Source organism: Streptomyces sp. Y309 (genome assembly GCF_056712025.1).
On sequence record NZ_CM160048.1, the window covers coordinates 6,158,629 to 6,182,345 of the forward strand.

Below are 23,717 nucleotides of genomic sequence, written 5' to 3' on the forward strand. Positions count from 1 at the left end.
GTGGGGCGCTGCCACTCCCGACCGCGTGGACGCGCAGATCTCCGGGACGCCCTGCGTCCCTGCGTCCCGCGTCCCCGCGTCCCCGCGCCCGCGGGGAGGTCGTCCTGCCTCCTGGTTACGGTCGGTTACGTCCACGCGTGAGTCTCCGTGGTGTGAAGTGGGGCGGAATGATCAATTCGGGTCAGGGGGACAGTGGGGGCGGTGAGGCTATTTCCGCAATGTTCTTGATGAAGTGGCCGCGTTTGCATCGAATGCCGCAACGGTGATCGAATGCCTCTTTGTTGCAGGTGTTGTCAAGGCCCGCGGGGGTGTGTCGCAAAGTGTTCGGCCGTTGGCTGGGAAACCGTTCGGGCCGGGCCGGGCGGTCCGGTCCGCTGTCGGCGATGGCGGTGCCGACCGGCGCGGGGGTGCTGAGCTGCCGGGTGCTCGACCCCGTCAACGAACCGGTACGGCACGCGGAGCTGACCGTCAGCGACACCATGGGCCGCAAGATTGTGAGCGGGGGGACGGATCCGTTCGGGTCGTTCGTCGCGACGGTTCCGGCGGGGGAGTACCGGCTCGCGGTGTCGGCGGAGGGTTTCACTCCGTATCGGGCGAATGTCACGGCGGGTGACGGTGCGCACGCGTCGATGGGTGATGTGACGCTGCAGATCGCGCAGCTTCCGGCGCTGCCCGAGCCCGGGGACTGGGACATCGATCCGATGCACTCCTCGATCGGGTTCACGGCGCGGCACATCGGGCTCGCGCGGATCCACGGCCGGTTCAACACCTTCGCGGGGGCGATACGGCTGGCGGAGCGGATGGAGGACTCCGCGATGCATGTCGTGATCGACGCGTCGTCCATCGACACGGCCGTGAAGATGCGTGACGACCATCTGCGGTCGGGCGACTTCCTGGATGTGGCGCGGTTTCCGACGATGGAGTTCTACAGCGACAAGTTCGTGCACAAGGGCGGCACGCGCTGGGCGATCACGGGGGCGCTGTCGCTGCACGGTGTGACGCGGACGGTCACGCTGGACACGGAGTATCTCGGCGTCGGGTACGGCCTGGAGGGCGAGACACGGGCCGCGTGCCGGGCGACGACCGAGCTGCACCGGGACGACTTCACCATCACGTGGCAGACGATGCTCGCCCGGGGGATCGCGGCGGTCGGCGCCAGCATCACCATCGACCTCGACATTCAGGTCCTGCCCAAGAGCCAGGTCCCGCCCAAGAGCTGAGCCGGGGCCCACGGCCTGAGCCAGGGCCCACGGCCACGCGGCCCGCCCCGGGCCACGGCGGGCTACGGTGCCTCCAGCCAGCCCTCGAACTCGGCTGCCAGCGCGTCAAGTTCCGTCGGGTCGAGGCGCCGCTGCGGATCCTCCACGACCACCAGCCACTGGGCGTCCTCGGCGTCGTCCTCGCCGGCCAGGGCGTCGCGGACGAGCTGGGGTTCGTCGGGGACGCCGAAGCGGTCGGGGAGTTCTTCGGCGACCTGCTCGGCGGCGTCGCGGTCGGGCAGCACCAGGACATGTCGTACGTCGGTCACCTGGACATTCTCCGGTACCGCCGGGCCCGGCCGCGCCCCGCCCTCGCAGGCCCCATGCCCCCGCCCTCGCAGGCCCCATGCCCCCGCCCCCGCAGGCCGAGCCGGGCTGTCAGTGGCGCGTGGGATGCTTGACCGCGATGGCCAGGAAGAACGCAAACGACAATCCGCTCGCTCCTCTCACGGTCGCCGTGGGGCAGGAGGACCTGCTGCTCGACCGCGCCGTGCAGGAGGTCGTCGCCGCGGCCCGCGCCGCCGACGCCGACACGGATGTGCGGGACCTCGCGCCCGACCAGCTCGCGCCCGGCACGCTCGCCGAGCTGACCAGCCCGTCGCTGTTCGCCGAGCGCAAGGTCGTCGTCGTGCGCAACGCGCAGGATCTGTCGGCGGACACCGTCAAGGACGTGAAGGCGTATCTGGGGGCGCCCGCCGAGGAGATCACGCTCGTGCTGCTGCACGCGGGCGGCGCCAAGGGCAAGGGCCTCCTGGACGCCGCGCGCAAGGCGGGGGCGCGGGAGGTGGCCTGCCCGAAGATGACCAAGCCGGCGGACCGGCTCTCGTTCGTGCGGGGCGAGTTCCGGGCGCTCGGGCGGTCGGCGACGCCCGAGGCGTGCCAGGCCCTTGTCGACTCCATCGGCAGCGATCTGCGTGAGCTCGCCTCCGCCACGGCGCAGCTCGTCGCGGACGTCGAGGGCACGATCGACGAGGCGGTCGTCGGGCGGTACTACACGGGGCGGGCCGAGGCCTCCAGCTTCACCGTGGCCGACCGGGCCGTGGAGGGGCGGGCGGCGGAGGCGCTCGAGGCGCTGCGGTGGTCGTTGGCGACCGGGGTCGCGCCCGTGATGATCACGTCTGCGCTGGCGCAGGGGGTGCGGGCGATCGGGAAGCTGTCCTCCGCCCGGGGCGGGCGGCCCGCTGATCTTGCCCGTGAGCTGGGGATGCCGCCGTGGAAGATCGATCGGGTGCGGCAGCAGATGCGGGGGTGGACCCCGGATGGGGTCGCTGTCGCGTTGCGGGCCTGTGCGGAGGCTGACGCGGGCGTCAAGGGGGGCGGGGACGATCCTGCGTACGCGTTGGAGAAGGCCGTCGTCGCCGTTGCCCGGGCGGCTCGGCTCCGCCGGGGGTAGGTTTCCCTCGCCTCGTTGGGCCGGTGTGGGGTTGGCACCGCCGGGGTGGTTTGTTCATGATTGCTCGCCGCTGCGGCGGGATTTTTCTTTCCCCAATCCCGCCCCTTCCCGAAACCGGGGCTCCGCCCCGGACCCCGAACGCCCAGGCGGACCCGGAGGAACCGGTAGCCCCCAGAACCCCAAAAACCCCGTGTCCCGTCCGGGGAAGGACGAGGCACGGGGTCTTCGGTTCAAGCTCTTCAAAGATCCACACCCGCGTGGCGAACGCAGGCCGCGTGTGGATCGGGTTGCCGGGCGGGAGCGGAAGAGAGAGGGCCCGCTCTGGTCCGTCCGGCGGTTACATCAACTGGTCAAACTGGTCAGCCCTTGAGGGTCGCGACCTTCGAAGCAAGCGCCGACTTCTTGTTGGCGGCCTGGTTCTTGTGGATGACGCCCTTGGAGACGGCCTTGTCGAGCTGGCGCGAAGCCTCGCGGGTCAGCTCGGTCGCCTTCTGGGAGTCACCGGCGGCAGCGGCCTCACGGGCCTTGCGGATCGCGGTCTTCAGCGAGGACTTGACGGCCTTGTTGCGCAGGCGCGCTTTCTCGTTGGTCTTGTTCCGCTTGATCTGGGACTTGATGTTCGCCACGAAAGAGCCTTCTCAGGTTCAGGTACTGCTGATTTCTCTGACATGCGCCTCGCGCCGAGAGGGCTGTGAGACACAGCTGCCCACGGTACCAGCCGCCGTCCGACCGGCCCAAACCGATCCCAGGGTCCCACCCGTGGGACGATGGAGGCTACGTATCGATCCGACCCGAGGCATAAGGCGCCTCAAGAGACAGGACCCTGCGTGCCCGCGACCCCTAAGACTGTGCCCGAGCCGAGCCGTACCGCCCCGGCTCTGATCCGCAATTTCTGCATCATCGCGCACATCGACCACGGCAAGTCCACGCTCGCCGACCGCATGCTGCAGCTGACCGGCGTGGTCGAGCAGCGGCAGATGCGCGCCCAGTATCTCGACCGCATGGACATCGAGCGCGAGCGCGGCATCACGATCAAGTCCCAGGCGGTGCGTCTGCCCTGGGCCCCGTCCGAGGGCCCCGACCAGGGCACGACGCACATTCTGAACATGATCGACACCCCCGGCCACGTGGACTTCACGTACGAAGTCTCACGCTCGCTCGCGGCCTGTGAGGGCACGATCCTCCTGGTCGACGCGGCCCAGGGCATCGAGGCGCAGACCCTCGCCAACCTGTATCTGGCGATGGAGAACGACCTCAAGATCATCCCGGTGCTGAACAAGATCGACCTGCCGGCCGCGCAGCCCGAGAAGTTCTCCGAGGAACTGGCGAACCTCATCGGCTGCGACCCCGCCGACGTGCTGAAGGTCTCCGCGAAGACCGGGCTCGGGGTGGAGGCGCTGCTCGACCGGGTCGTGGCCGAGGTCCCGCCGCCGGTCGGCGTCGCGGACGCGCCCGCCCGCGCGATGATCTTCGACTCGGTCTACGACTCGTACCGGGGCGTGGTGACGTACGTACGAGTCGTCGACGGCCAGCTCAGCAAGCGTGAGCGGATCCGGATGATGTCGACCGGCGCCACCCACGAGCTGCTGGAGATCGGGACGAACTCGCCCGAGATGCTCGCCGCCGACGGCCTCGGCGTGGGCGAGGTGGGTTACCTCATCACCGGCGTGAAGGACGTGCGGCAGTCGAAGGTCGGTGACACGATCACCAGCCTGCACAAGGGCGCGACGGAGGCCCTCGGCGGCTACAAGGACCCGAAGCCGATGGTCTTCTCGGGCCTGTATCCGCTGGACGGCTCCGACTACCCGGAGCTGCGGGACGCGCTGGACAAGCTGCAGCTCAACGACGCCGCGCTGGTGTACGAGCCGGAGACCTCCGCCGCGCTCGGCTTCGGCTTCCGCGTGGGCTTCCTCGGCCTGCTGCACCTGGACGTGATCCGCGAGCGCCTGGAGCGCGAGTTCGGGCTCGACCTGATCGCGACCGCGCCGAACGTGGTCTATCGCGTGATCATGGAGGACGGCACCGAGCACACCGTCACCAATCCGAGTGAGTTCCCCGAGGGGAAGATCCAGGAGGTGTACGAGCCGGTCGTGCGGGCCACGATCCTCGCGCCCTCCGAGTTCATCGGCTCGATCATGGAGCTGTGCCAGAACCGGCGCGGTGTGCTGCTCGGCATGGACTATCTGTCCGAGGACCGCGTCGAGATCCGGTACACGCTGCCGCTCGCGGAGATCGTCTTCGACTTCTTCGACCAGCTGAAGTCCAAGACGCGCGGGTACGCCTCGCTGGACTACGAGCCGACCGGCGAGCAGTCCGCGCAGCTCGTCAAGGTCGACATCCTGCTGCACGGCGACAAGGTCGACGCGTTCTCGGCGATCACGCACAAGGACGCGGCGTACGCGTACGGCGTGCGGCTCGTCGCCAAGCTGCGCGAGCTGATCCCGCGGCAGGCCTTCGAGGTGCCCGTGCAGGCCGCCATCGGCTCCCGGGTCATCGCCCGCGAGACCATCCGCGCCATCCGCAAGGACGTCCTCGCCAAGTGCTACGGCGGTGACATCTCGCGTAAGCGCAAGCTGCTCGAGAAGCAGAAGGAAGGCAAGAAGCGGATGAAGATGGTCGGCTCCGTGGAGGTCCCGCAGGAGGCCTTCATCGCGGTGCTGTCCAGCGACGAGAGCTCCGCCAAGAAGAAGTAGCCCGTCCCGCGGATGCCGTATGCGGAGCGCCTGCCCGGTCACCGGGTGGGCGCTCCGTGCGTTCGGCGGCACGCGCTCCGTGCGTTGAGCGGGCGCTCCACGCGTTCGGCGGCACGCGCCCGACCGGCGGGTCCGCACGCGGCGGACCCAGCGTGTCCTCACGCGGCGGACGAAGCCGGCGTGAGAAAGAACCTGTAGGAAGTGACAGGCGGCAGCCCCTTACGTACCAGGCGTCCGGCCTCTACTCTGATCACTGCTCGGAGGTTACTCGCAAGTTAAACAAGCGCCTGGAGAGGCGTGAGAGCGCGGTAGCCGCAGCCAGTGAGCAGGCAGCCAGTAGGACGCACCGTCGCGGGCCCGGAGGATGTCGTGAGCGACACACAGACCTTGATCGAGAACCGACCGCCCTCCGTGGCGCACCTCTTCCTGGAGCGGGTCGCGGCCACACCCGACGCCGAGGCCTACCGCTATCCCGTCCCGGCGGCGTCCGGCGAGGGCCCCGACGACTGGAAGACGCTGAGCTGGGCGGGCGCCGCCGAGCGGGTCTTCGCCATCGCGGCCGGCCTGATCGACCTGGGCCTGCGCCCCGAGGACCGGGTGGCCCTCGCCTCCGCGACCCGCGCCGAGTGGATCCTGGCCGACCTCGGCATCCTGTGCGCCGGCGCGGCCACGACGACGGTCTATCCGCAGACCAACGCCGAGGAGTCCGCGTTCATCCTCGGCGACTCCGGCAGCCGCGTGCTGATCGCCGACAACGCCGAGCAGCTCGCGAAGGCGCGCGAGCAGCGGGCGAACCTGCCCGAGCTGAAGCACGTCGTGGTCTTCGACGGGGACGGGGTCGAGCCCGCGGCGGACGACCCCGAGGGCTGGGTCCTCACGCTCGCCGACCTGGAGGCCCGAGGCGCCGCCTACCTGGAGGAGCACCCGGAGGCGGTCAAGGAGCGCATCAAGGCGATCAAGTCCGATCACCTCGCGACGATCATCTATACGTCGGGGACGACGGGCCGCCCCAAGGGCGTGCGGCTCCCGCACGACAACTGGTCGTACATGGCCAAGGCCATCGCGGCGACCGGGCTGCTCACGTCCGAGGACGTGCAGTACCTGTGGCTGCCGCTCGCGCACGTCTTCGGCAAGGTGCTGACCAGCGGGCAGATCGAGCTCGGCCACGTCACCGCCGTCGACGGCCGCGTGGACAAGATCATCGAGAATCTTCCGGTGGTGCAGCCGACGTACATGGCCGCCGTGCCGCGGATCTTCGAGAAGGTCTACAACGGCGTCGCGGCCAAGGCGCGGGCCGGTGGCGGCGCGAAGTACAAGATCTTCCAGTGGGCGGCCGAGGTCGCGCGCGAGTACGCGAAGGTCAGCCAGGACAACTTCCGCCGCACCGGTGTCGCCTCGGTGCCGTTCGGGCTCGGCGCCAAGCACACGGTCGCCGACAAGCTCGTCTACGCCAAGCTGCGCGAGGCCTTCGGCGGGCGGCTGCGGGCAGCGGTGTCCGGCTCGGCGGCGCTCGCGCCCGAGATCGGCTACTTCTTCGCGGGCGCCGGCATCCACATCCTGGAGGGCTACGGCCTCACCGAGACCTCCGCCGCGTCCTTCGTGAACCCCGGTGAGGCCTACCGCACCGGCACCGTCGGCAAGCCGCTGCCCGGCACCGAGGTGCGCATCGCGGACGACGGCGAGATCCTGCTGCGCGGCCCCGGGGTCATGGAGGGCTACCACGGCCAGCCCGAGAAGACCGCCGAGGTCCTGGAGTCCGACGGCTGGTTCCACACCGGCGACATCGGCGAGCTGTCCGCCGACGGCTATCTGCGCATCACCGACCGCAAGAAGGACCTGATCAAAACCTCCGGCGGCAAGTACATCGCGCCCGCCGAGGTCGAGGGCCAGTTCAAGGCGGTCTGCCCGTACGTCTCCAACATCCTCGTGCATGGCGCCGACCGGAACTTCTGCACCGCGCTGATCGCCCTGGACGAGCCGTCCATCATGGCCTGGGCCGAGGAGAACGGGCTCGGCGGCAAGTCCTACGCCGAGGTGGTCGCCGACCCGGCGACGGTCACGCTGGTCGAGGGGTACGTGAAGCAGCTCAACGACGGCCTGCAGCGCTGGCAGACCATCAAGAAGTTCAAGCTGCTCCCGCGCGACCTGGACATCGAGCACGGCGAGCTGACCCCGAGCCTGAAGCTGAAGCGGCCCGTCGTGGAGCGCGAGTACAAGGGCCTGATCGAGGAGATGTACGCGGGCTCGCGCGAGGCCTGAGCCGACTGCGGCGGGAAGGCCTGAGCCGACGGCGGCGGAAGGCCCGAGCCGACGGCGGCGGGACCGGGCCGCCGTCAGAGGCCTGATCCCGGCCCGGCCGGGGACTCACGTGCCCCGGCCGCGCCGCATCTCGCCGAGGAGTTCCTCCATGTGCGCGACGTGGTGCCGCAGTTCGAGGACGTCCGTCAGGCTGCTCGCCGCCATGTGCCGCTCGATGGCGGCGAGCCGCTCGGACAGCTCGTCGAACTGTTCCTGCTCACGCGCCAGCATGCGCTCCAACTGCCGGTTCTTGCGGTGCAGTTCGAGGAAGACCGTGACCTTGGCGCGCAGCACCCAGGGGTCGAAGGGCTTGGTGAGATAGTCCGCCGCGCCCGTCGCGTACCCCCGGAAGGCATAGCCCGCGTCGTTGTCCGTGCCCGTCAGGAAGATGATGGGCACGTCCTTCGTCTGGTCCAGGCGCTTGATGTTGGACGCGGTCTCGAAGCCGTCCATCCCCGGCATCCGCACGTCGAGCAGGACCACGGCGAAGCGCTGCCGCAGCAGGGCCTTCATCGCCTCCTCGCCGGAACGGGCGCGGACGAGGGGCTCGTTGAGGGAGCCCAGGACCGCCTCCAGGGCCATCAGGTTGTCCTCCATGTCATCGACCAGGAGGATGCTGGCGCGGTTGTCGGTCGGCGCCTCTGTGCTCATGGTGACAAGTGCCTCACTCGGTGACTTCGGCAGGTTGATCGGGCGGGGAAGCGGACTGCTTGTAGGCCGCCGCGCCCTCGGGGTCCAGGAGCGCGCAGACGACGGTGAGCAGCTGGTCCACGTCCACCGGCTTCGGTACGTAGTCGGTGGCGCCCTGCGAGATGGCCTTCTCGCGGTCGCCGGGCATGGCCTTCGCGGTCAGCGCCACGATGGGCAGGCCCGTCCAGCGGGGGGTGCGGCGGATGGCGGCGATGGTCTCGTACCCGTCCATCTCCGGCATCATGATGTCCATCAGGATCAGGTCGGTGTCGGGGTTGCGCTCCAGGGTCTCGATGCCCTCGCGGCCGTTCTCGGCGTACAGCACCACCAGGCCCACGCGGCTGAGGACATGGGTCAGCGCGAAGACGTTGCGGATGTCGTCGTCGACGATGAGGACCCGGCGGCCCGGCAGTATCCGGCCCGCGCGCCCCTCCTTCCACGTCTCCAGTTTGGCCGGCGCCGGCCAGTTGTCGTCCGCCTCCGGCAGGGTGTGGGTCATCGGGGCGGTGTCGTCCTGCGGGACCGACGGCGGCGTCACGCGCGCGGAGGCGTACGCCGCGGCCGCCGCGCCGTGTCCGGGGTGCACCACGGGAACGTACAGCGTGAAGGTGGAGCCCTCGCCGGGCCTGCTCTCCGCGGTGATGCGGCCGCCGAGCAGTCCTGCGATCTCACGGCTGATGGACAGGCCGAGGCCGGTGCCGCCGTACTTGCGGTTGGTGGTGCCGTCGACCTGCTGGAACGCCTCGAAGATCACCGGGAGTTGTTCGGGCGGAATGCCGATGCCGGTGTCCTGCACGGAGAAGCTGATCAGGTCGCCGCGCTCGCTGAGCAGCGGATCGGGGGAGTGCCTGACGTGCTGCACGCGCAGCTCGACGCGGCCGTTGGAGGTGAACTTGACCGCGTTCGACAGCAGATTGCGCAGGATCTGCTGGAGGCGCTGCTCGTCGGAGAACATCTCGCGCGGCACGTCGTGCCCGACCGTCACGTCGAAGGCGAGGCCCCGGTCGAGCGTCAGCGGGCGGAACGTGGCGTGCACATAGTCCAGGACCTTGATCAGCGGGAGCTTCTTGGGGCGTACGTCCATGCGGCCCGCCTCGATCTTCGACAGGTCGAGGATGTCGTTGATGAGCTGGAGCAGGTCGGAGCCCGAGCGGTGGATGGTGGTCGCGAACTGCACCTCCTGGTCGGAGAGATGGCTGTCGGGGTTGTCGGACAGCAGCCGGGCCAGGATCAGCAGGGAGTTCAGCGGGGTGCGCAGCTCGTGCGACATGTTCGCCAGGAACTCCGACTTGTACTGCGAGGACGTGGCGAGCAGGGCCGCCTTCTCCTCCAGTTCGGCGTTCGAGCGGCGCAACTCGGCCTGCTGGCGCTGGAGTTCGTCGGAGCGCTCCTGCAACTGCGTGGCGAGCCGCTGGGACTCGCTGAGCAGCGACTCCGTACGGGAGTTGGCGATGATGGTGTTGATGGCGACGCCGATGGTGTTCACGAACTGGTCGAAGAACGCCAGGTGGACGTCGGAGAAGCGGGAGAACGTGGCCAGCTCGATGACGCCGAGCAGCTTGTCCTCGAAGAGGATCGGGATGATGACGACGCTGGCCGGTGAGGCGTCCCCGAGCCCTGAGTGGATCTTGATGTAGTCGGGCGGCACCTCGTCGAGGAGGATGCGCTTCTTCTCCAGGGCCGCCTGCCGCACCAGGCCGTGCGCGGGCATCCCGGCGGTGTCGACGAGGAAGCCCTGCTCCTCGGTGGCGCTGCCCTGCGCGGAGCCGTAGCCGGCGATGAAGGCGAGACCCTTGGCGGGCGAGGTCTGCAGCGGCGCAGTGCCGTCGGCGTCCGGGTCGGCCAGGAAGAACGCGCCGTACTGGGCGTTCACCAGCGGCGTCAGCTCGCGCAGGATCAGGTCGGCGACCTCCATCAGGTCCCGGTGGCCCTGCATCAGGCCCGCGAGCCGGGCGAGGTTGGACTCCAGCCAGTCCTTGGCGCGGGTGGTCTCGCGGAGGTTGGACACCATCAGGTTGATGTTGTCCTTCAGCTCGGCGACCTCGCCGCGCGTCTCGACGGTGATGGAACGGGACATGTCGCCCTGCGCCACCGCGGAGGCGACCTCGGCGATCGCACGGACCTGCGTGGTCAGGTTCAGCGCGAGTTCGTTCACGTTCGTGGTCAGCCGCTTCCACGTGCCGTACACGCCCTCGACCCGGGCCTGACCGCCCAGCTGCCCCTCCGAACCGACCTCGCGGGCCACCCTGGTCACCTCGGACGAGAACGACGACAGCGTGTCCACCATCGTGTTGATGGTGGTCTTCAGCTCCAGGATCTCGCCGCGCGCGTCCACGTCGATCTTCTTCGACAGGTCGCCCTGCGCCACGGCGGTCGCGACCTGCGCGATGTTGCGGACCTGCCCGGTGAGGTTGTCCGCCATGTAGTTGACGTTGTCGGTGAGGTCCTTCCAGACGCCCGACACGCCGAGCACCTGCGCGCGGCCGCCGAGGCGCCCGTCCGTGCCGACCTCGCGGGCCACCCGCGTGACCTCGTCGGCGAAGGCGCGCAGCTGCTCCACCATCGTGTTGACGGTGTCCTTCAGCTCCAGGATCTCGCCGCGCGCCGTCACCGTGATCATCTTGGACAGGTCGCCGTTGGCGACGGCGGTGGTGACCTGCGCGATGTTCCGCACCTGCGAGGTCAGGTTGGACGCCATGAAGTTGACGTTGTCCGTCAGTTCCTTCCATACGCCGCTGACGCCCCGCACCTGCGCCTGACCGCCGAGGTTCCCCTCCGTGCCGACCTCGCGGGCGACGCGGGTGACCTCGTCGGCGAACGCGGAGAGCTGGTCGACCATCGTGTTGATCGTCGACTTCAGCTCCAGGATCTCGCCCTTCGCCTCCACCGTGATCTTCTTCGACAGATCGCCCTGGGCGACGGCCGTCGACACCAGCGCGATGTTGCGGACCTGCGAAGTGAGGTTGTCCGCCATGAAGTTGACGTTGTCGGTGAGGTCCTTCCACACCCCCGACACGCCGCGTACGTGGGCGCGGCCGCCGAGATTGCCCTCCGTGCCGACCTCGCGGGCGACGCGGGTGACCTCGTCGGCGAACGCGGAGAGCTGGTCGACCATCGTGTTGACGGTGTCCTTGAGCTCCAGGATCTCGCCGCGGGCGTCCACGGTGATCTTCTGGCTCAGGTCGCCGTTGGCGACGGCGGTGGTGACCTGGGCGATGTTCCGCACCTGCGAGGTCAGATTCGACGCCATGAAGTTGACGTTGTCGGTGAGGTCCTTCCACACCCCGGAGACGCCGCGGGCCTGGGCGCGCCCGCCGAGCCGTCCCTCGGTGCCGACCTCCCTCGCCACCCGGGTCACTTCGGCGGCGAACGCGGAGAGCTGCTCGACCATCGTGTTGACGGTGAGCTTCAGTTCGAGGAGTTCGCCGGTGGCCTCGACGGTGACCGTGCGGGTCAGGTCGCCCTGGGCGACGGCCGTGGTGACCAGGGCGATGTCGCGCACCTGGGCGGTCAGCCGGGACGCCATCGTGTTGACGGCCTCCGTCACGTCGCGCCAGCTCCCGGACAGGCCGCGGACCTTGGCGCGCCCGCCGAGCCGCCCCTCCGTGCCGACCTCGCGGGCCACCCGCGTGACCTCGCCCGTGAAGAGTGACAGCTGGTCGACCATCGTGTTGACGGCGCGGCCGAGCCGCCGCAGGTCGCCGCGCAGCTCACGGGACCCGTCGTGCAGGTCGACGCGCTGGGTGAGGTCGCCGCCCGCGACGGCGTTCAGGACGCGCGTCGCGTTCGTGGCGGGCGCGACCAGCGAGTCCAGGAGCGAGTTCACCTCGAAGATCCGGGTGGCCCAACTGCCCTGCCCCGGGCTCGCCGTGAACCGCTCGTCGAGCCGACCGTGGCGGACCATCTCACGGCGTACGCGAATCAGCTCGCCGTCGAAGTGCGTGGAGCGGTCCACCAGTTCGTTGAACACCGTGACCAGCTCCGCGACCAGACCGGAGCTGGTGTGCGGGGCCTTGGTGAACTTGCCGTCACGGGCGCCCCGCATGGCGGCGAGCAGGACGCGGAGATCGGCGGCCGAATCCGCGGAGGACGCTTGCGGCTTGGCCGGCGCCGGGGGTGGGTGCGGGGGCGGGATCTTGGCGCGGGCGGAGGTGACGGGGGAGCGCTCGGCGGGGAGACACCGGGAGGCCTGGGTGGCCTGAGGGGTGACCCGGGAGGCCTGAGGCGTGACCGGCGAGGAGGCCTGAGGGGTGACCGGAGAGGCTAAGGGGCTGTCCGACGAGGCGTCAGACTCCGCTATGCCGACGGCAGTTGACGGTGACAGAGGGTCAGGGCGAGTCGGCTCAGGTGGCGGCGGAGCACCGTCGGGCGGCGCGCCGCACGGTGGCCGGATCCCGTCGGGCGCCTCGGCCGCCGCACCGGACAGGTTTCGGCCGCTTGGGTCCGAGGGAGCGGCCGATGGGGGAAGTGGGCCGGGCACCGGTGCGGCGCCCGGGGCCGAAATCCGTACAGAGCTCGCCGGAGCGGCGGATGTCGGAATCTGACCGCGTCCGAGCGCGGGCATAGCACTGTTCTCACTCATCGTGGCCCACTTCGGTAACTCGGTGCTTATGGGCCCAGCCAGTCTGTCACTCTGTCCGTGTCGCCTGAGGCCTATTCGTCCGAACTGCTCAGGAGCCGCACAGTGGGGGCCATTCCAATGCAACGGGAGACTGCTTTTCGTGCTTCCGCCCAGCCCGCGGCCCGCCCCGGGCCACCACCCGTGGTCCGCACGTCCCTGCCCGGAAACCCGCTCGCGCCCGCCGCGGCACGCCGGTTCGTGCGGGCGGCGCTCGCCGACTGGACGGAGCTCGGCGCGCCCGCCGCGGCCGGCATCACCGACCGGCTCGCCGACGACTCGGTGCTGCTGGTCAGCGAGTTGGTGACGAACGCGGTGGTGCACGCGGGCACGGCGGTCGAGGTGCTGTGCCGGTTCGACGAGGGACCGCCGGGCGAGAGCGCCGAGGTCCTGGTCATCGAGGTGTCCGACCACCACCCGGCGCGCGCCGTCCGCAGCGAGCCCCGCACCCCGCAGCCCGACACCCCGGAGTACGGCCGCGGCCTGCAACTCGTCGCCACGCTCTCCGAGTCCTGGGGCATCACCTACCGCTCCGGCACCAAGACGGTGTGGGCGCGGCTGCCCGTCGAAGGGCTCCCCGCCGTACAGGAGATAGAGACGTACGCGGGCGAACAGGCCCTGCAGCGCGGGCTGCGCGCCGCGGAGATACTGGCGCCGCTGCCCAAGAGAACCACCCACGACACGGAGTGGATCAACCGGGGCGCGCTCACGTTCCTCGCCGAGGCCTCCGATCTGCTCGCCGGGCAGTTCGACGAGAACCTGGTCGCGGCGCTCGCCGGTCAGTTGCTCGTGCCACGGCTCGCGGACTGGTGCGCGGTGTGGCTGGACGACGAGGCGGAGGGCCCCGGGCGCGCCGTCGACGGACGCGCGCCCGGCACGCGCCTCGCGCGCGTGTGGCACACCAGTGAACAGCGGATAGAAGAGCTGCGGCGGCTCCTGGAGAAGGAGCCGCCGCGGCTGACGGAAGCGGCGGGATCGGGCGCGGTGGCGGTGCCGTGGCCCGGGGAGGCGCTCGGCGGCGGCGAGTCGGCGGGCGCGGCCCTCGCCTACCGCCTGGTGGCGGGCGGGCGGCAGCTCGGCACGCTGGTGATCGGCCGGGCGGGCCTGGTGCGCTTCCCCGACGAGGCCACGGGTCTCGTCGAGGACTTCAGTCGCCGGGTCGCCCTCGCGATCAGCGCGGCCCGGCGCTATCAGCGCCAGGCCACCATCAGTCAGGTCCTGCAGCGCGGGCTGCTGCCGAGCGCCGTCGCGGAGATCCCCGGCGTGGAGAGCTGCGTGGTGTACGAGCCGCGGGAGCAGGGCGGTCCCGGCGGCGACTTCTACGACGTGTTCCCCGCCGGACAGGGGCGCTGGTGCTTCGCGCTCGGCGACGTCCAGGGCAAGGGGCCCGAGGCGGCCGTCGTCATCGGGCTCGCCCGGCCCTGGCTGCGGCTGCTCGCCCGCGAGGGATACCAGGTCGCGGAGGTCCTCGACCGCCTCAACCAGCTCCTCCTCGACGACGCGACGGAGGCCGCCGACGCGGCCGCGGCCGTCCTCGCCGTCGCCGGCGGCCAGGACGAACCGACCGACGGTCCCACCTCCCGCTTCCTCTCCCTCCTCTACGGCGAGCTCGTTCCGTACGAGGGCGGGGTGCGGTGCACCGTGGCGTGCGCGGGGCATCCGCTGCCGCTGCTGCTCGGGGGTGACGGGCAGGTGCGGGCTGTTGCGGCGCCGCAGATGCTGCTCGGGGTCGTCGACGACGAGACGTACACGAGCGTGAGCTTCGATCTCCTTCCCGGGGACACGCTGCTGTGCGTCACGGACGGGGTGACGGAGCGGCGGTCCGGGCGGCATCTCTTCGACGACGGGGACGGGCTTGCCCACGCGCTGGCCGGCTGCGCGGGGCTCGACGCCGGTCTCGTCGCCGAACGCATCCGCCGCCTGGTCCACGAATTCTCCCAGCGGCCGCCGGACGACGATTTGGCTTTGCTGGTGTTGCAGGCCAGGTGAGGGGCCCTGCCGGGGGGCTCCCCTGAACGGCCTCGTCCTCAAACGCCGGACGGGCTGAGGGGGCTGGGGTGGAGTGGGTGTCCTGGGTGGGTGGGAGGATCCCCCGCAGGTCGGCCTGCGGCCTCGTCCTCAATCGCCGGACGGGCTATAGCTTCGCGGCGCGGGCCAAAGCTTCGCGGTGCGGGCTGAGGCTTCGTCGCGCGGGCTGTTCCGGCAGGTAGTAAGGGCGGGTGGGTGGGGAAAAGCCCGTCCGGCGATTGAGGACGAGCTCGGCGCAGCCGGCGATCGGCGGGGACCACGGACGCGTACGGGACAATGGCAGGTATGCCTTCCGCACTGCCCGATGGTGAGCCCATGCCCGAGGACGGGGCGCTGCCCGCGTCCGCCCTGGTCGGAGCGGGTGAGCGACCGCTCGGGTGCTATCTGCACGTGCCGTACTGCGCGACCCGCTGCGGCTACTGCGACTTCAATACGTACACCGCCACCGAGCTGCGCGGCACCGGCGGCGTCCTCGCCTCCCGCGACAACTACGCCGACACCCTCGTCGACGAGGTCCGCCTCGCGCGGAAGGTCCTCGGCGACGACCCCCGCCCGGTGCGGACCGTGTTCGTCGGCGGCGGTACGCCCACGCTGCTCGCCGCCGACGATCTCGTACGCATGCTGGGAGCCGTCCGCGACGAGTTCGGGCTCGCGGACGACGCGGAGATCACGACGGAGGCGAACCCGGAGTCGGTCGGCCCCGCCTATCTGAGCGCGCTGCGCGAGGGCGGCTTCAACCGGATCTCCTTCGGCATGCAGAGCGCCAAGCAGCACGTCCTGAAGATCCTCGACCGTACGCATACGCCGGGGCGGCCCGAGGCGTGCGTCGCGGAGGCGCGCGCGGCGGGCTTCGAGCACGTCAACCTCGACCTGATCTACGGCACCCCTGGGGAGACGGACGACGACTGGCGGGCCTCGCTGGACGCGGCGATCGGGGCGGGGCCCGACCACGTGTCGGCGTACGCGCTGATCGTCGAGGAGGGGACGCAGCTCGCGCGGCGGATTCGGCGCGGGGAGGTCCCGATGACCGACGACGACGTGCACGCGGACCGGTATCTGATCGCCGAGGAGCGGCTCTCCGCCGCGGGGTTCCAGTGGTACGAGGTGTCGAACTGGGCCACGTCCGAGGCGGGGCGGTGTCTGCACAACGAGTTGTACTGGCGGGGCGCCGACTGGTGGGGGGCCGGGCCGGGGGCCCACAGCCATGTGGGGGGTGTGCGGTGGTGGAACGTCAAGCATCCCGGTGCGTACGCGGCCGCACTCGCGGGTGGGAGGTCGCCCGGGGCCGGGCGGGAGGTTCTCGCCGATGAGGATCGGCGGGTCGAGCGGGTGCTGCTTGAGCTGCGGCTTCGGGAGGGGTGCCCGTTGGTCCTCCTGAAGGAGGCCGGTCTTGCCGCGGCGCGGCGGGCGCTGGCTGATGGGCTGCTTGAGGCTGCGCCCTATGCGGCGGGGCGGGCCGTGCTGACCCTGCGGGGGCGGTTGCTGGCCGACGCGGTTGTCCGGGACCTGGTGGACTAGGCGGCCGCCGAGCTTCCGTTGGCCGGGTTGCCGCACGTCGTCACGGCACCGTCGGCCTGGGCTGCCTTGAGGGTCGGGAGCCGCCCTGCGGCACGACTGCCCACAGCGCGGAGCAGCGGGCGGGGCAGCTGCCGACAGCGGGGAGCGGCGGAACGGGGCGGCTGCTCGCAGCAGGGAGCGGGACAGTTTTAGCCCCTCCGGCGTTTGAGGAGCGGGGTCTGGGGCGGAGCCCCAGTTACGGGAAGGGGCGGGACTGGGGAGCCCCCGGCAGGGCCCGCCCACAACGGTCGGCAGGGCCCCGCTATGGGGCTGTTACGAAGTCGATCAGCTCCTCTACTCGGCCCAGTAGGGCCGGCTCCAGGTCCTTGTAGGTGCGTACCGAGCCCAGGATGTGTTGCCAGGCTGCGCCTGTGTTGGGGGGCCAGCCCAGGGCTTGGCAGATGCCGGTTTTCCAGTCCTGGCCGTGGGGGACGCGGGGCCAGGCGCGGATGCCGAGTGAGGAGGGCTTCACGGCCTCCCAGATGTCGATGTAGGGGTGGCCGACGACGAGGGCGTGGTCGCTGCTGACGGCCGCGGCGATGCGGGACTCCTTCGTGCCGGGCACGAGGTGGTCCACGAGGACGCCGAGGCGCGCGTCGGGGCCGGGGGCGAATTCGTCGACGATGGCGGGCAGGTCGTCGATGCCTTCCAGGTACTCGACGACGACGCCCTCGATGCGCAGGTCGTCGCCCCAGACCTTCTCGACCAGCTCGGCGTCGTGCCGGCCCTCCACATAGATGCGCCCCGCACGGGCCACCCGCGCCCGCGCCCCGGGAACGGCGATCGAACCGGAGGCGGTGCGCGCGGGCCTGCGCGGCGCGGCGGCGGCCGTCGGACGGACCAGGGTGACGACCCGGCCCTCGAGGAGGAACCCGCGCGGAGCCATCGGGAACACGCGGTGCTTGCCGAAGCGGTCCTCCAGGGTGACCGTCGGCCCCTCGGCCGTCTTCTCGCAGCGGATCACCGCACCGCAGAAGCCCGTCCCGACCTCCTCCACGACCAGGTCGGCCTCGGCGGGCACTTCGGGGACGGGAGCCGGCTTCTTCCAGGGCGGCGTCAGGTCCGGGTTGTAGCTGCGCATGGGCCAGACGTTATGGCATGCCGTCGGGCGACGCCGAATGGCAGGGCGGTCAGGACGGCACGGCGGTCAGGCCACGCCGAACCGCCGGGCCAGCTCGTCGCGTTGGGCGCGGACGAACGCGGCGTCGACGACGGCCCCGTGCCCGGGCACGTACACCGCGTCCGCGCCGCCCAGATCGAGCAGCCGGTCGAGCGCGGCGGGCCAGTGCCGGGGCGCCGCGTCGGGCCCGGCCTGCGGCTCGCCGGACTCCTCGACCAGGTCGCCGCAGAAGACGATCTCGGGCTCGCTCGGGCCGCCGGGCACGAGGACGGCCAGGTCGTGGCCGGTGTGCCCGGGGCCGACGTTGGCGAGCAGCACCCGCACCCCGCCGCCCAGGTCCAGCGTCCACTCCCCGCACACCAGGTGGCGGGGGCGGACGAGCAGGTCGGCGGCCTCGGCCGCGGCGGCCGGGTCGAGGCCGTGGGCGACGGCGTCGGCGGCGAGGGCGTCGCGCCCCACGTCAAGCACGGTGTCGATGCCGACGGCCCCGAACACCTCGACGCCCGCGAACGCCGCCGCCCCGAGGACGTGGTCGAAGTGGGGGTGGGTGAGCACGAGATGGGTGACGCGACGGCCGCCGCCGAGCAGCGCCCGGGCCTCGGCGCGCAGCCGGGAACCCTCGCGCAGGCCGGACCCGGCCTCGACCATGAGGGCGGCGTCGTCGCCGACGACGAGCCCGGCCGTGCAGTCCCACACGGGCAGCCGGCACCGGCCCACGCGCGCGGTGAGCCGTTCCCAGCCCGCCTCCTCCCAGGCCGGGGCCGCGACGGGGGCCGGCGTGCTCGTGTCCATGGGGTGACGCTAGCGCCGACGGGGCGGGGCGGCAGTACGGCCCCCGGCATCGGCGGACGTACGGCCCCGGGCATCGGCGGCAGCCCCGGGCACCGGCGGCAGCGCACCCTCCGGGACGATGCCGCACGTCGTCGGCGGCCACGTCGGTGGCCACCCGTCGGCATGACAAAGGGGTCGGCCCTTGCCGGGCCTGTACCCACCGGCCGTACACTGATTCGTTGAAGGCTGGCACTCGCCGCGGGTGAGTGCCAGGGTGAGGGGCCACCGCGGGGGGCTCAGGGCGAGGGACAAGGGCTGGAGGTGTGCGCGATGCTCAGTGAACGCAGGCTCGAGGTGCTGCGCGCCATCGTCCACGACTATGTCGGCACGGAGGAGCCCGTCGGCTCCAAGGCGCTCACCGAGCGCCACCACCTCGGTGTCTCGCCGGCCACAGTCCGCAACGACATGGCGGCGCTGGAGGAGGAAGGGTTCATCGCCCAGCCGCACACCAGCGCCGGGCGCATCCCCACCGACAAGGGGTATCGCCTGTTCGTCGACAAGCTCGCGGGCGTCAAGCCGATGACCGCGCCGGAGCGCCGCGCGATCCAGAATTTCCTGGACGGCGCGGTGGACTTGGACGACGTGGTCGGGCGGACGGTGCGGCTGCTCGCGCAGCTCACCAGGCAGGTCGCGGTGGTGCAGTATCCGTCGCTGACCCGCTCGACGGTGCGGCACGTGGAACTGCTCTCGCTGGCTCCGGCCCGCCTGATGCTGGTCCTGATCACCGACACCGGCCGGGTCGAGCAGCGCATGATCGACTGCCCGGCGCCGTTCGGCGAGACATCCCTTGCGGATCTGCGGGCGCGGCTCAACAGCCGGGTCGCGGGCCGTCGGTTCTCGGACGTGCCGCAGCTCGTGCAGGACCTCACCGAGTCCTTCGACAAGGACGACCAGGCCACGGTGGCCACGGTCCTCTCCACCCTCCTCGAAACGCTCGTGGAGGAGACCGAGGAGCGGCTGATGATCGGCGGCACCGCCAATCTCACCCGCTTCGGACATGACTTTCCCCTCACGATCAGGCCCGTCCTCGAGGCACTCGAGGAACAGGTCGTCCTCCTCAAGTTGCTTGGTGAGGCGACGGATTCGGGTATGACCGTAAAGATCGGCCACGAGAACGCCCACGAGGGACTCAGCTCCACGTCGGTGGTCTCGGTCGGCTACGGTTCGGGGAGCGAGGCAGTCGCCAAGCTCGGCGTGGTCGGACCGACCCGCATGGACTATCCGGGAACGATGGGAGCAGTACGCGCAGTGGCACGTTACGTCGGACAGATCCTGGCGGAGTCGTAAGTGGCCACGGACTATTACGCCGTACTCGGCGTGCGCCGCGACGCTTCCCAGGACGACATCAAGAAGGCCTTCCGGCGGCTCGCGCGCGAGCTGCATCCGGACGTCAACCCTGATCCGAAGACGCAAGAGCGCTTCAAGGAGATCAACGCCGCGTACGAGGTGTTGTCGGACCCGCAGAAGAAGCAGGTCTACGACCTCGGCGGCGACCCGCTGTCCCAGGCCGGCGCCGGTGGTGGCGCGGGCGGCTTCGGAGCGGGTGGCTTCGGCAACTTCTCCGACATCATGGACGCGTTCTTCGGTACGGCGTCGCAGCGCGGGCCGCGCTCGCGCACCCGGCGCGGCCAGGACGCCATGATCCGCCTGGAGATCGACCTCGAAGAGGCGGCCTTCGGCACCACGAAGGACATCCAGGTCGACACCGCCGTCGTCTGTACGACGTGCTCCGGTGAGGGCGCCGCGCCCGGGACCTCCGCGCAGACCTGTGACATGTGTCGCGGCCGCGGTGAGGTCTCGCAGGTCACGCGGTCCTTCCTGGGCCAGGTCATGACGTCCCGGCCCTGCCCGCAGTGCCAGGGCTTCGGCACCGTGGTGCCCACGCCGTGCCCCGAGTGCGCGGGCGACGGCCGGATCCGGTCGCGGCGCACGCTCACCGTGAAGATCCCGGCCGGTGTCGACAACGGCACCCGGATCCAGCTCGCGGGCGAGGGCGAGGTCGGGCCCGGTGGCGGTCCTGCCGGTGACTTGTACGTGGAGATCCATGAGTTGCCGCATGCCGTGTTCCAGCGGCGCGGGGACGATCTGCACTGCACGGTCACCCTGCCGATGACGGCGGCGGCGCTCGGTACGAAGGTGCCGTTGGAGACGCTGGACGGCATGGAGGAGGTCGACATCCGGCCCGGTACGCAGTCGGGGCAGTCGATCCCGTTGCACGGGCGGGGCGTCACGCACCTGCGGGGTGGCGGCCGCGGTGACCTCATCGTGCACGTGGAGGTCCTCACGCCGTCCAAGCTGGACCCCGAGCAGGAGCGGCTGCTTCGTGAGCTCGCCAAGGCGCGCGGCGAGGAGCGCCCTACCGGGCAGTTTCAGCCGGGGCAGCAGGGACTGTTCTCCCGCCTGAAGGACGCGTTCAACGGGCGCTAGCGCCTTGAGCGGCCCGGGGTGAGCGTGGTCTTCATGCTTGCCCCGGGCCGACTTGCGTGGTCACCCCGCGCGGTGACGGCCCCCGGGGCTTGTCCGGGTCACCGCCGCCCTAACGCCCGCGTCGGCCTGGGCTGTGCCCACCCGTGCCGCCCCTGGCGGCCCAGCTGCCCACAGCGGGGACGGGGACCGGGCGGTTGCCCTTGGCCGGTGTGCCCACAGCGGGTAGCCGCCGGACGGCCCTTCCCGGCACCGGCACCCCGGCATGGCGGGGTGGCAGGGCGGCGGTGCCACACTTCCGGCCCGAAGCCCTCGGTGTGCTGGAAACGGGTGGGCGGGTGGGAAAGGATCCGCCGCGAAGCGGCGGGACAGGGAAGCCCCCCACGGCGGGAAAGCCGAAGGACCCCGCACAAGGCGCCCCCGCCAGACGTGGCACGATGCCGGTATGTCCTCCGCGCTCACCGACCTCTGTCGTTATCCGATCGTGCAGGCCCCGATGGCGGGCGGGGCCTCGACCCCGCAGCTCGTGGCCGCCGTCTGCGAGGCGGGCGGGCTCGGGTCCCTGGCGGCGGGGTACAAGACCGCCGACGGGATGTATCAAGAGATCAAGCAGGTCAGGGGACTGACGGCGCGCCCCTTCGGGGTGAATCTCTTCATGCCGCAGCCCGAGTACGCCGACCCGGCGGCCGTGGAGGTCTACCGGAACCAGCTCGCCGGCGAGGCCACCTGGTACGAGACGCAGCTCGGCGACACCGACGGCAAGCGCGACGACGGCTACGACGCCAAGCTGGCGATCCTGCTCGACGACCCGGTGCCGCTGGTGTCGTTCACGTTCGGCTGCCCCACCCGGGAGGTCGTCCAGGCCTTCGACCGGGTCGGCACCCGCACGGTCGTCACCGTGACCACGCCGGAGGAGGCCCGGGCGGCCCAGCGGGCGGGCGCCGACGCCGTCTGCGTACAGGGCATCGAGGCGGGCGGCCACCAGGGCACGCACCGGGACAACCCGGAGGCGGACGGCTCGGGGATCGGCCTGCTCAGCCTGGTCGCGCAGGTCCGCGAGACCGTGCGGCTGCCCGTGATCGCGGCGGGCGGCCTGATGCGCGGCGCCCAGATCGCCGCGGTCCTCGCCGCGGGCGCGGACCTCGCGCAGCTCGGCACCGCGTTCCTGGTCACCCCGGAGTCCGGCGCGCAGCCGCTGCACAAGCAGGCCATGACGAACCCGCTGTTCGGCCACACGGAGCTGACCCGGGCCTTCTCAGGTCGCCCCGCCCGCGGCCTGGTCAACCGCTTCATGCGCGAGCACGGCCCGTACGCCCCGGCGGCGTACCCCCAGATCCACTACCTGACCGCGGGCCTGCGCAAGGCCGCCGCCAAGGCCGGTGACCCGCAGGCGATGGCGCTGTGGGCCGGGCAGGGCCACCGCCTTGCGCGGGCGCTGCCGGCCGGGGAGCTGGTGGAGGTCCTGGTGGCCGAACTCGAAGAGGCGAAGGCGGCGTTCGCGGCGCGGGGTGCGGTGTGACGGCGCCGGTCTTCGTCGTGGCGGAAGAGGACTTCCGGGGCGTGGCCGCCGGGAGCCGTTTCGTACTCGACGGGCCCGAGGGGCGGCACGCCGTGTCGGTGAAGCGGCTGCGCGCGGGCGAGGACGTCGTCCTCACCGACGGCGCCGGACGCTGGGCGGGCGCCGTCGTCGCGGCCACCGAGGGCAAGGACCGCCTGGTCGTGTCCCTCGACGACGGCGGCGTACGCGAGGAGGCCGAGGCGACGCCCCGGATCACCGTCGTGCAGGCGCTGCCCAAGGGCGACCGCGGCGAGCTGGCCGTGGAGACCATGACGGAGACCGGCGTGGACGCGGTCGTGCCGTGGGCCGCCGCGCGCTGCATCACGCAGTGGAAGGGCGAGCGCGGCCAGAAGGCGCTCTCCAAGTGGCGGGCGACGGCACGCGAGGCGGGCAAGCAGTCCCGCCGGGTGCGCTTTCCGGAGGTCGCCGAGCTCGCGACGACGAAGCAGGTGGCGACGCTCCTGTCCGGCGCCGACTTCGCCGCCGTCCTGCACGAGGAGGGCAGCGAGCCGCTGGCCACCGCCGAACTGCCCGCCGCCGGGCACATCGTGCTTGTCGTCGGGCCGGAGGGCGGCGTGTCCCCGGACGAGCTGGCGGCGTTCGCGCAGGCGGGTGCCAAGCCGTACCGGCTCGGGCGTAGCGTGTTGCGTACGTCGACCGCGGGCACCGCGGCGGCGGCCCTGCTCCTCGGCCGGACGGGACGCTGGTCCTGACCGGCCGCGCCCAGGTCCGGCCGACACATCGAAACCCCCGGCCGACGGCACGTCCCGAACGTCCCGAACGTCCCGAAAGGCAACTCCCGTGGAACTCGCCCAGGTCCGCCTGCTCGTCACGGACTTCCCCGCCTGCTACCGCTTCTACGCCGACGTGCTCGGCCTGAAGCCCCAGTCGGGCGCGGCGAACGGACCGTACGAGAAGTTCAGCCCCACCGCCGGCTCCGCGGGCATCGCGCTGCAGGACCGGGCGATGATGGCCGAACTCCTCGGTGAGCTGGCCGAGTCGGCGACGGGACACCGCTCCCTGGTGGTGCTGCGGGTCGACGACCTGGACGCGTACTGCGCGCGGATCGCCGAGCGCGGCGCGGAGCTCGTGCACGGTCCCGCGCCGATGACGGACCGGATGCGGGTCGCCCATCTCAAGGACCCCGAGGGCAACTTGGTGGAGCTCCAGGAGTGGCTGCTGCTGCGCACGGACCGCGCCTGACCCCTGATGCCGTCCCGTCGCACCGGACGGACGACTGGACAAATG

Annotated in this window: 17 protein-coding genes; 11 read left to right on the plus strand and 6 right to left on the minus strand. The window is 71.2% G+C overall.

Going from position 1 to position 23,717, the window contains the following annotated elements:
• Positions 1 to 320: 320 nt before the first annotated feature.
• Positions 321 to 1,220 (plus strand): YceI family protein, encoded by a 900-nt coding sequence (locus AC0KTA_RS25250; RefSeq protein ID WP_481050503.1) that lies wholly within the window; start codon positions 321 to 323, stop codon positions 1,218 to 1,220.
• Positions 1,221 to 1,282: 62 nt separating this feature from the next.
• Here AC0KTA_RS25250 and AC0KTA_RS25255 read toward each other — a convergent pair whose 3' ends face one another.
• Entirely contained in the window at positions 1,283 to 1,528 is a 246-nt protein-coding gene (locus tag AC0KTA_RS25255; protein ID WP_481050504.1) for a hypothetical protein, read from the minus strand.
• A gap of 137 nt (positions 1,529 to 1,665) precedes the next feature.
• On the opposite strand from AC0KTA_RS25255, the gene holA reads away from it, so the two are divergent.
• A complete protein-coding gene (gene holA / locus AC0KTA_RS25260) occupies positions 1,666 to 2,652 on the plus strand; it encodes a DNA polymerase III subunit delta (protein ID WP_481050505.1) in 987 nt (328 codons plus the stop codon).
• 359 nt (positions 2,653 to 3,011) lie between these two features.
• Here holA and rpsT read toward each other — a convergent pair whose 3' ends face one another.
• Positions 3,012 to 3,278, minus strand: coding sequence for a 30S ribosomal protein S20 (gene rpsT, locus AC0KTA_RS25265; protein WP_481050506.1), 267 nt, complete (start codon positions 3,276 to 3,278; stop codon positions 3,012 to 3,014).
• Positions 3,279 to 3,479: 201 nt separating this feature from the next.
• Between rpsT and lepA the strand changes: the two genes are divergently transcribed.
• Positions 3,480 to 5,345, plus strand: coding sequence for a translation elongation factor 4 (lepA, locus tag AC0KTA_RS25270; RefSeq protein WP_481050507.1), 1,866 nt, complete (start codon positions 3,480 to 3,482; stop codon positions 5,343 to 5,345).
• A gap of 369 nt (positions 5,346 to 5,714) precedes the next feature.
• Positions 5,715 to 7,604, plus strand: a complete 1,890-nt coding sequence (locus tag AC0KTA_RS25275; protein WP_481050508.1) for an AMP-dependent synthetase/ligase — start codon at positions 5,715 to 5,717, stop codon at positions 7,602 to 7,604.
• A gap of 105 nt (positions 7,605 to 7,709) precedes the next feature.
• Here the strand turns inward: AC0KTA_RS25275 and AC0KTA_RS25280 are convergent, their stop codons facing one another.
• Together AC0KTA_RS25280 and AC0KTA_RS25285 are read right to left on the minus strand one after the other, a co-directional pair.
• Entirely contained in the window at positions 7,710 to 8,294 is a 585-nt protein-coding gene (locus AC0KTA_RS25280; RefSeq protein ID WP_481050509.1) for a response regulator, read from the minus strand.
• A 13-nt stretch (positions 8,295 to 8,307) separates the two neighbouring features.
• Complete coding sequence (locus AC0KTA_RS25285) at positions 8,308 to 12,378, minus strand: HAMP domain-containing protein (RefSeq protein ID WP_481050510.1); 4,071 nt, start codon at positions 12,376 to 12,378, stop codon at positions 8,308 to 8,310.
• 654 nt (positions 12,379 to 13,032) lie between these two features.
• Here AC0KTA_RS25285 and AC0KTA_RS25290 point away from each other — a divergent pair.
• Together AC0KTA_RS25290 and hemW are read left to right on the plus strand one after the other, a co-directional pair.
• Entirely contained in the window at positions 13,033 to 14,940 is a 1,908-nt protein-coding gene (locus AC0KTA_RS25290) for a SpoIIE family protein phosphatase (protein WP_481050511.1), read from the plus strand.
• A 324-nt stretch (positions 14,941 to 15,264) separates the two neighbouring features.
• The gene (gene hemW / locus AC0KTA_RS25295; protein ID WP_481050512.1) at positions 15,265 to 16,497 is read left to right on the plus strand and encodes a radical SAM family heme chaperone HemW; all 1,233 of its coding nucleotides are present in this window, start codon (positions 15,265 to 15,267) and stop codon (positions 16,495 to 16,497) included.
• A gap of 301 nt (positions 16,498 to 16,798) precedes the next feature.
• Here hemW and AC0KTA_RS25300 read toward each other — a convergent pair whose 3' ends face one another.
• Both AC0KTA_RS25300 and AC0KTA_RS25305 read right to left on the minus strand, forming a co-directional pair.
• Positions 16,799 to 17,617 (minus strand): DUF3097 domain-containing protein, encoded by an 819-nt coding sequence (locus tag AC0KTA_RS25300; RefSeq protein ID WP_481050513.1) that lies wholly within the window; start codon positions 17,615 to 17,617, stop codon positions 16,799 to 16,801.
• A 66-nt stretch (positions 17,618 to 17,683) separates the two neighbouring features.
• Positions 17,684 to 18,448, minus strand: coding sequence for an MBL fold metallo-hydrolase (locus AC0KTA_RS25305; protein WP_481050514.1), 765 nt, complete (start codon positions 18,446 to 18,448; stop codon positions 17,684 to 17,686).
• A 309-nt stretch (positions 18,449 to 18,757) separates the two neighbouring features.
• Here AC0KTA_RS25305 and hrcA point away from each other — a divergent pair, with 309 nt between their 5' ends.
• The 5 genes from hrcA to AC0KTA_RS25330 all read left to right on the plus strand — a co-directional run bounded on the left by hrcA (position 18,758) and on the right by AC0KTA_RS25330 (position 23,672).
• Positions 18,758 to 19,774 (plus strand): heat-inducible transcriptional repressor HrcA, encoded by a 1,017-nt coding sequence (gene hrcA / locus AC0KTA_RS25310; RefSeq protein WP_481050515.1) that lies wholly within the window; start codon positions 18,758 to 18,760, stop codon positions 19,772 to 19,774.
• Positions 19,775 to 20,914: a molecular chaperone DnaJ gene (gene dnaJ, locus AC0KTA_RS25315; RefSeq protein ID WP_481050516.1), complete on the plus strand. Its 1,140-nt coding sequence runs from the start codon at positions 19,775 to 19,777 to the stop codon at positions 20,912 to 20,914.
• A 442-nt stretch (positions 20,915 to 21,356) separates the two neighbouring features.
• Positions 21,357 to 22,430: a nitronate monooxygenase gene (locus AC0KTA_RS25320; RefSeq protein ID WP_481050517.1), complete on the plus strand. Its 1,074-nt coding sequence runs from the start codon at positions 21,357 to 21,359 to the stop codon at positions 22,428 to 22,430.
• A complete protein-coding gene (locus AC0KTA_RS25325) occupies positions 22,427 to 23,182 on the plus strand; it encodes a 16S rRNA (uracil(1498)-N(3))-methyltransferase (RefSeq protein ID WP_481050518.1) in 756 nt (251 codons plus the stop codon). The genes AC0KTA_RS25320 and AC0KTA_RS25325 overlap by 4 nt, the downstream gene beginning before the upstream one ends.
• Before the next feature lie 88 nt (positions 23,183 to 23,270).
• Positions 23,271 to 23,672, plus strand: coding sequence for a VOC family protein (locus tag AC0KTA_RS25330; RefSeq protein ID WP_481050519.1), 402 nt, complete (start codon positions 23,271 to 23,273; stop codon positions 23,670 to 23,672).
• The last annotated feature ends 45 nt before the right edge of the window (positions 23,673 to 23,717 follow it).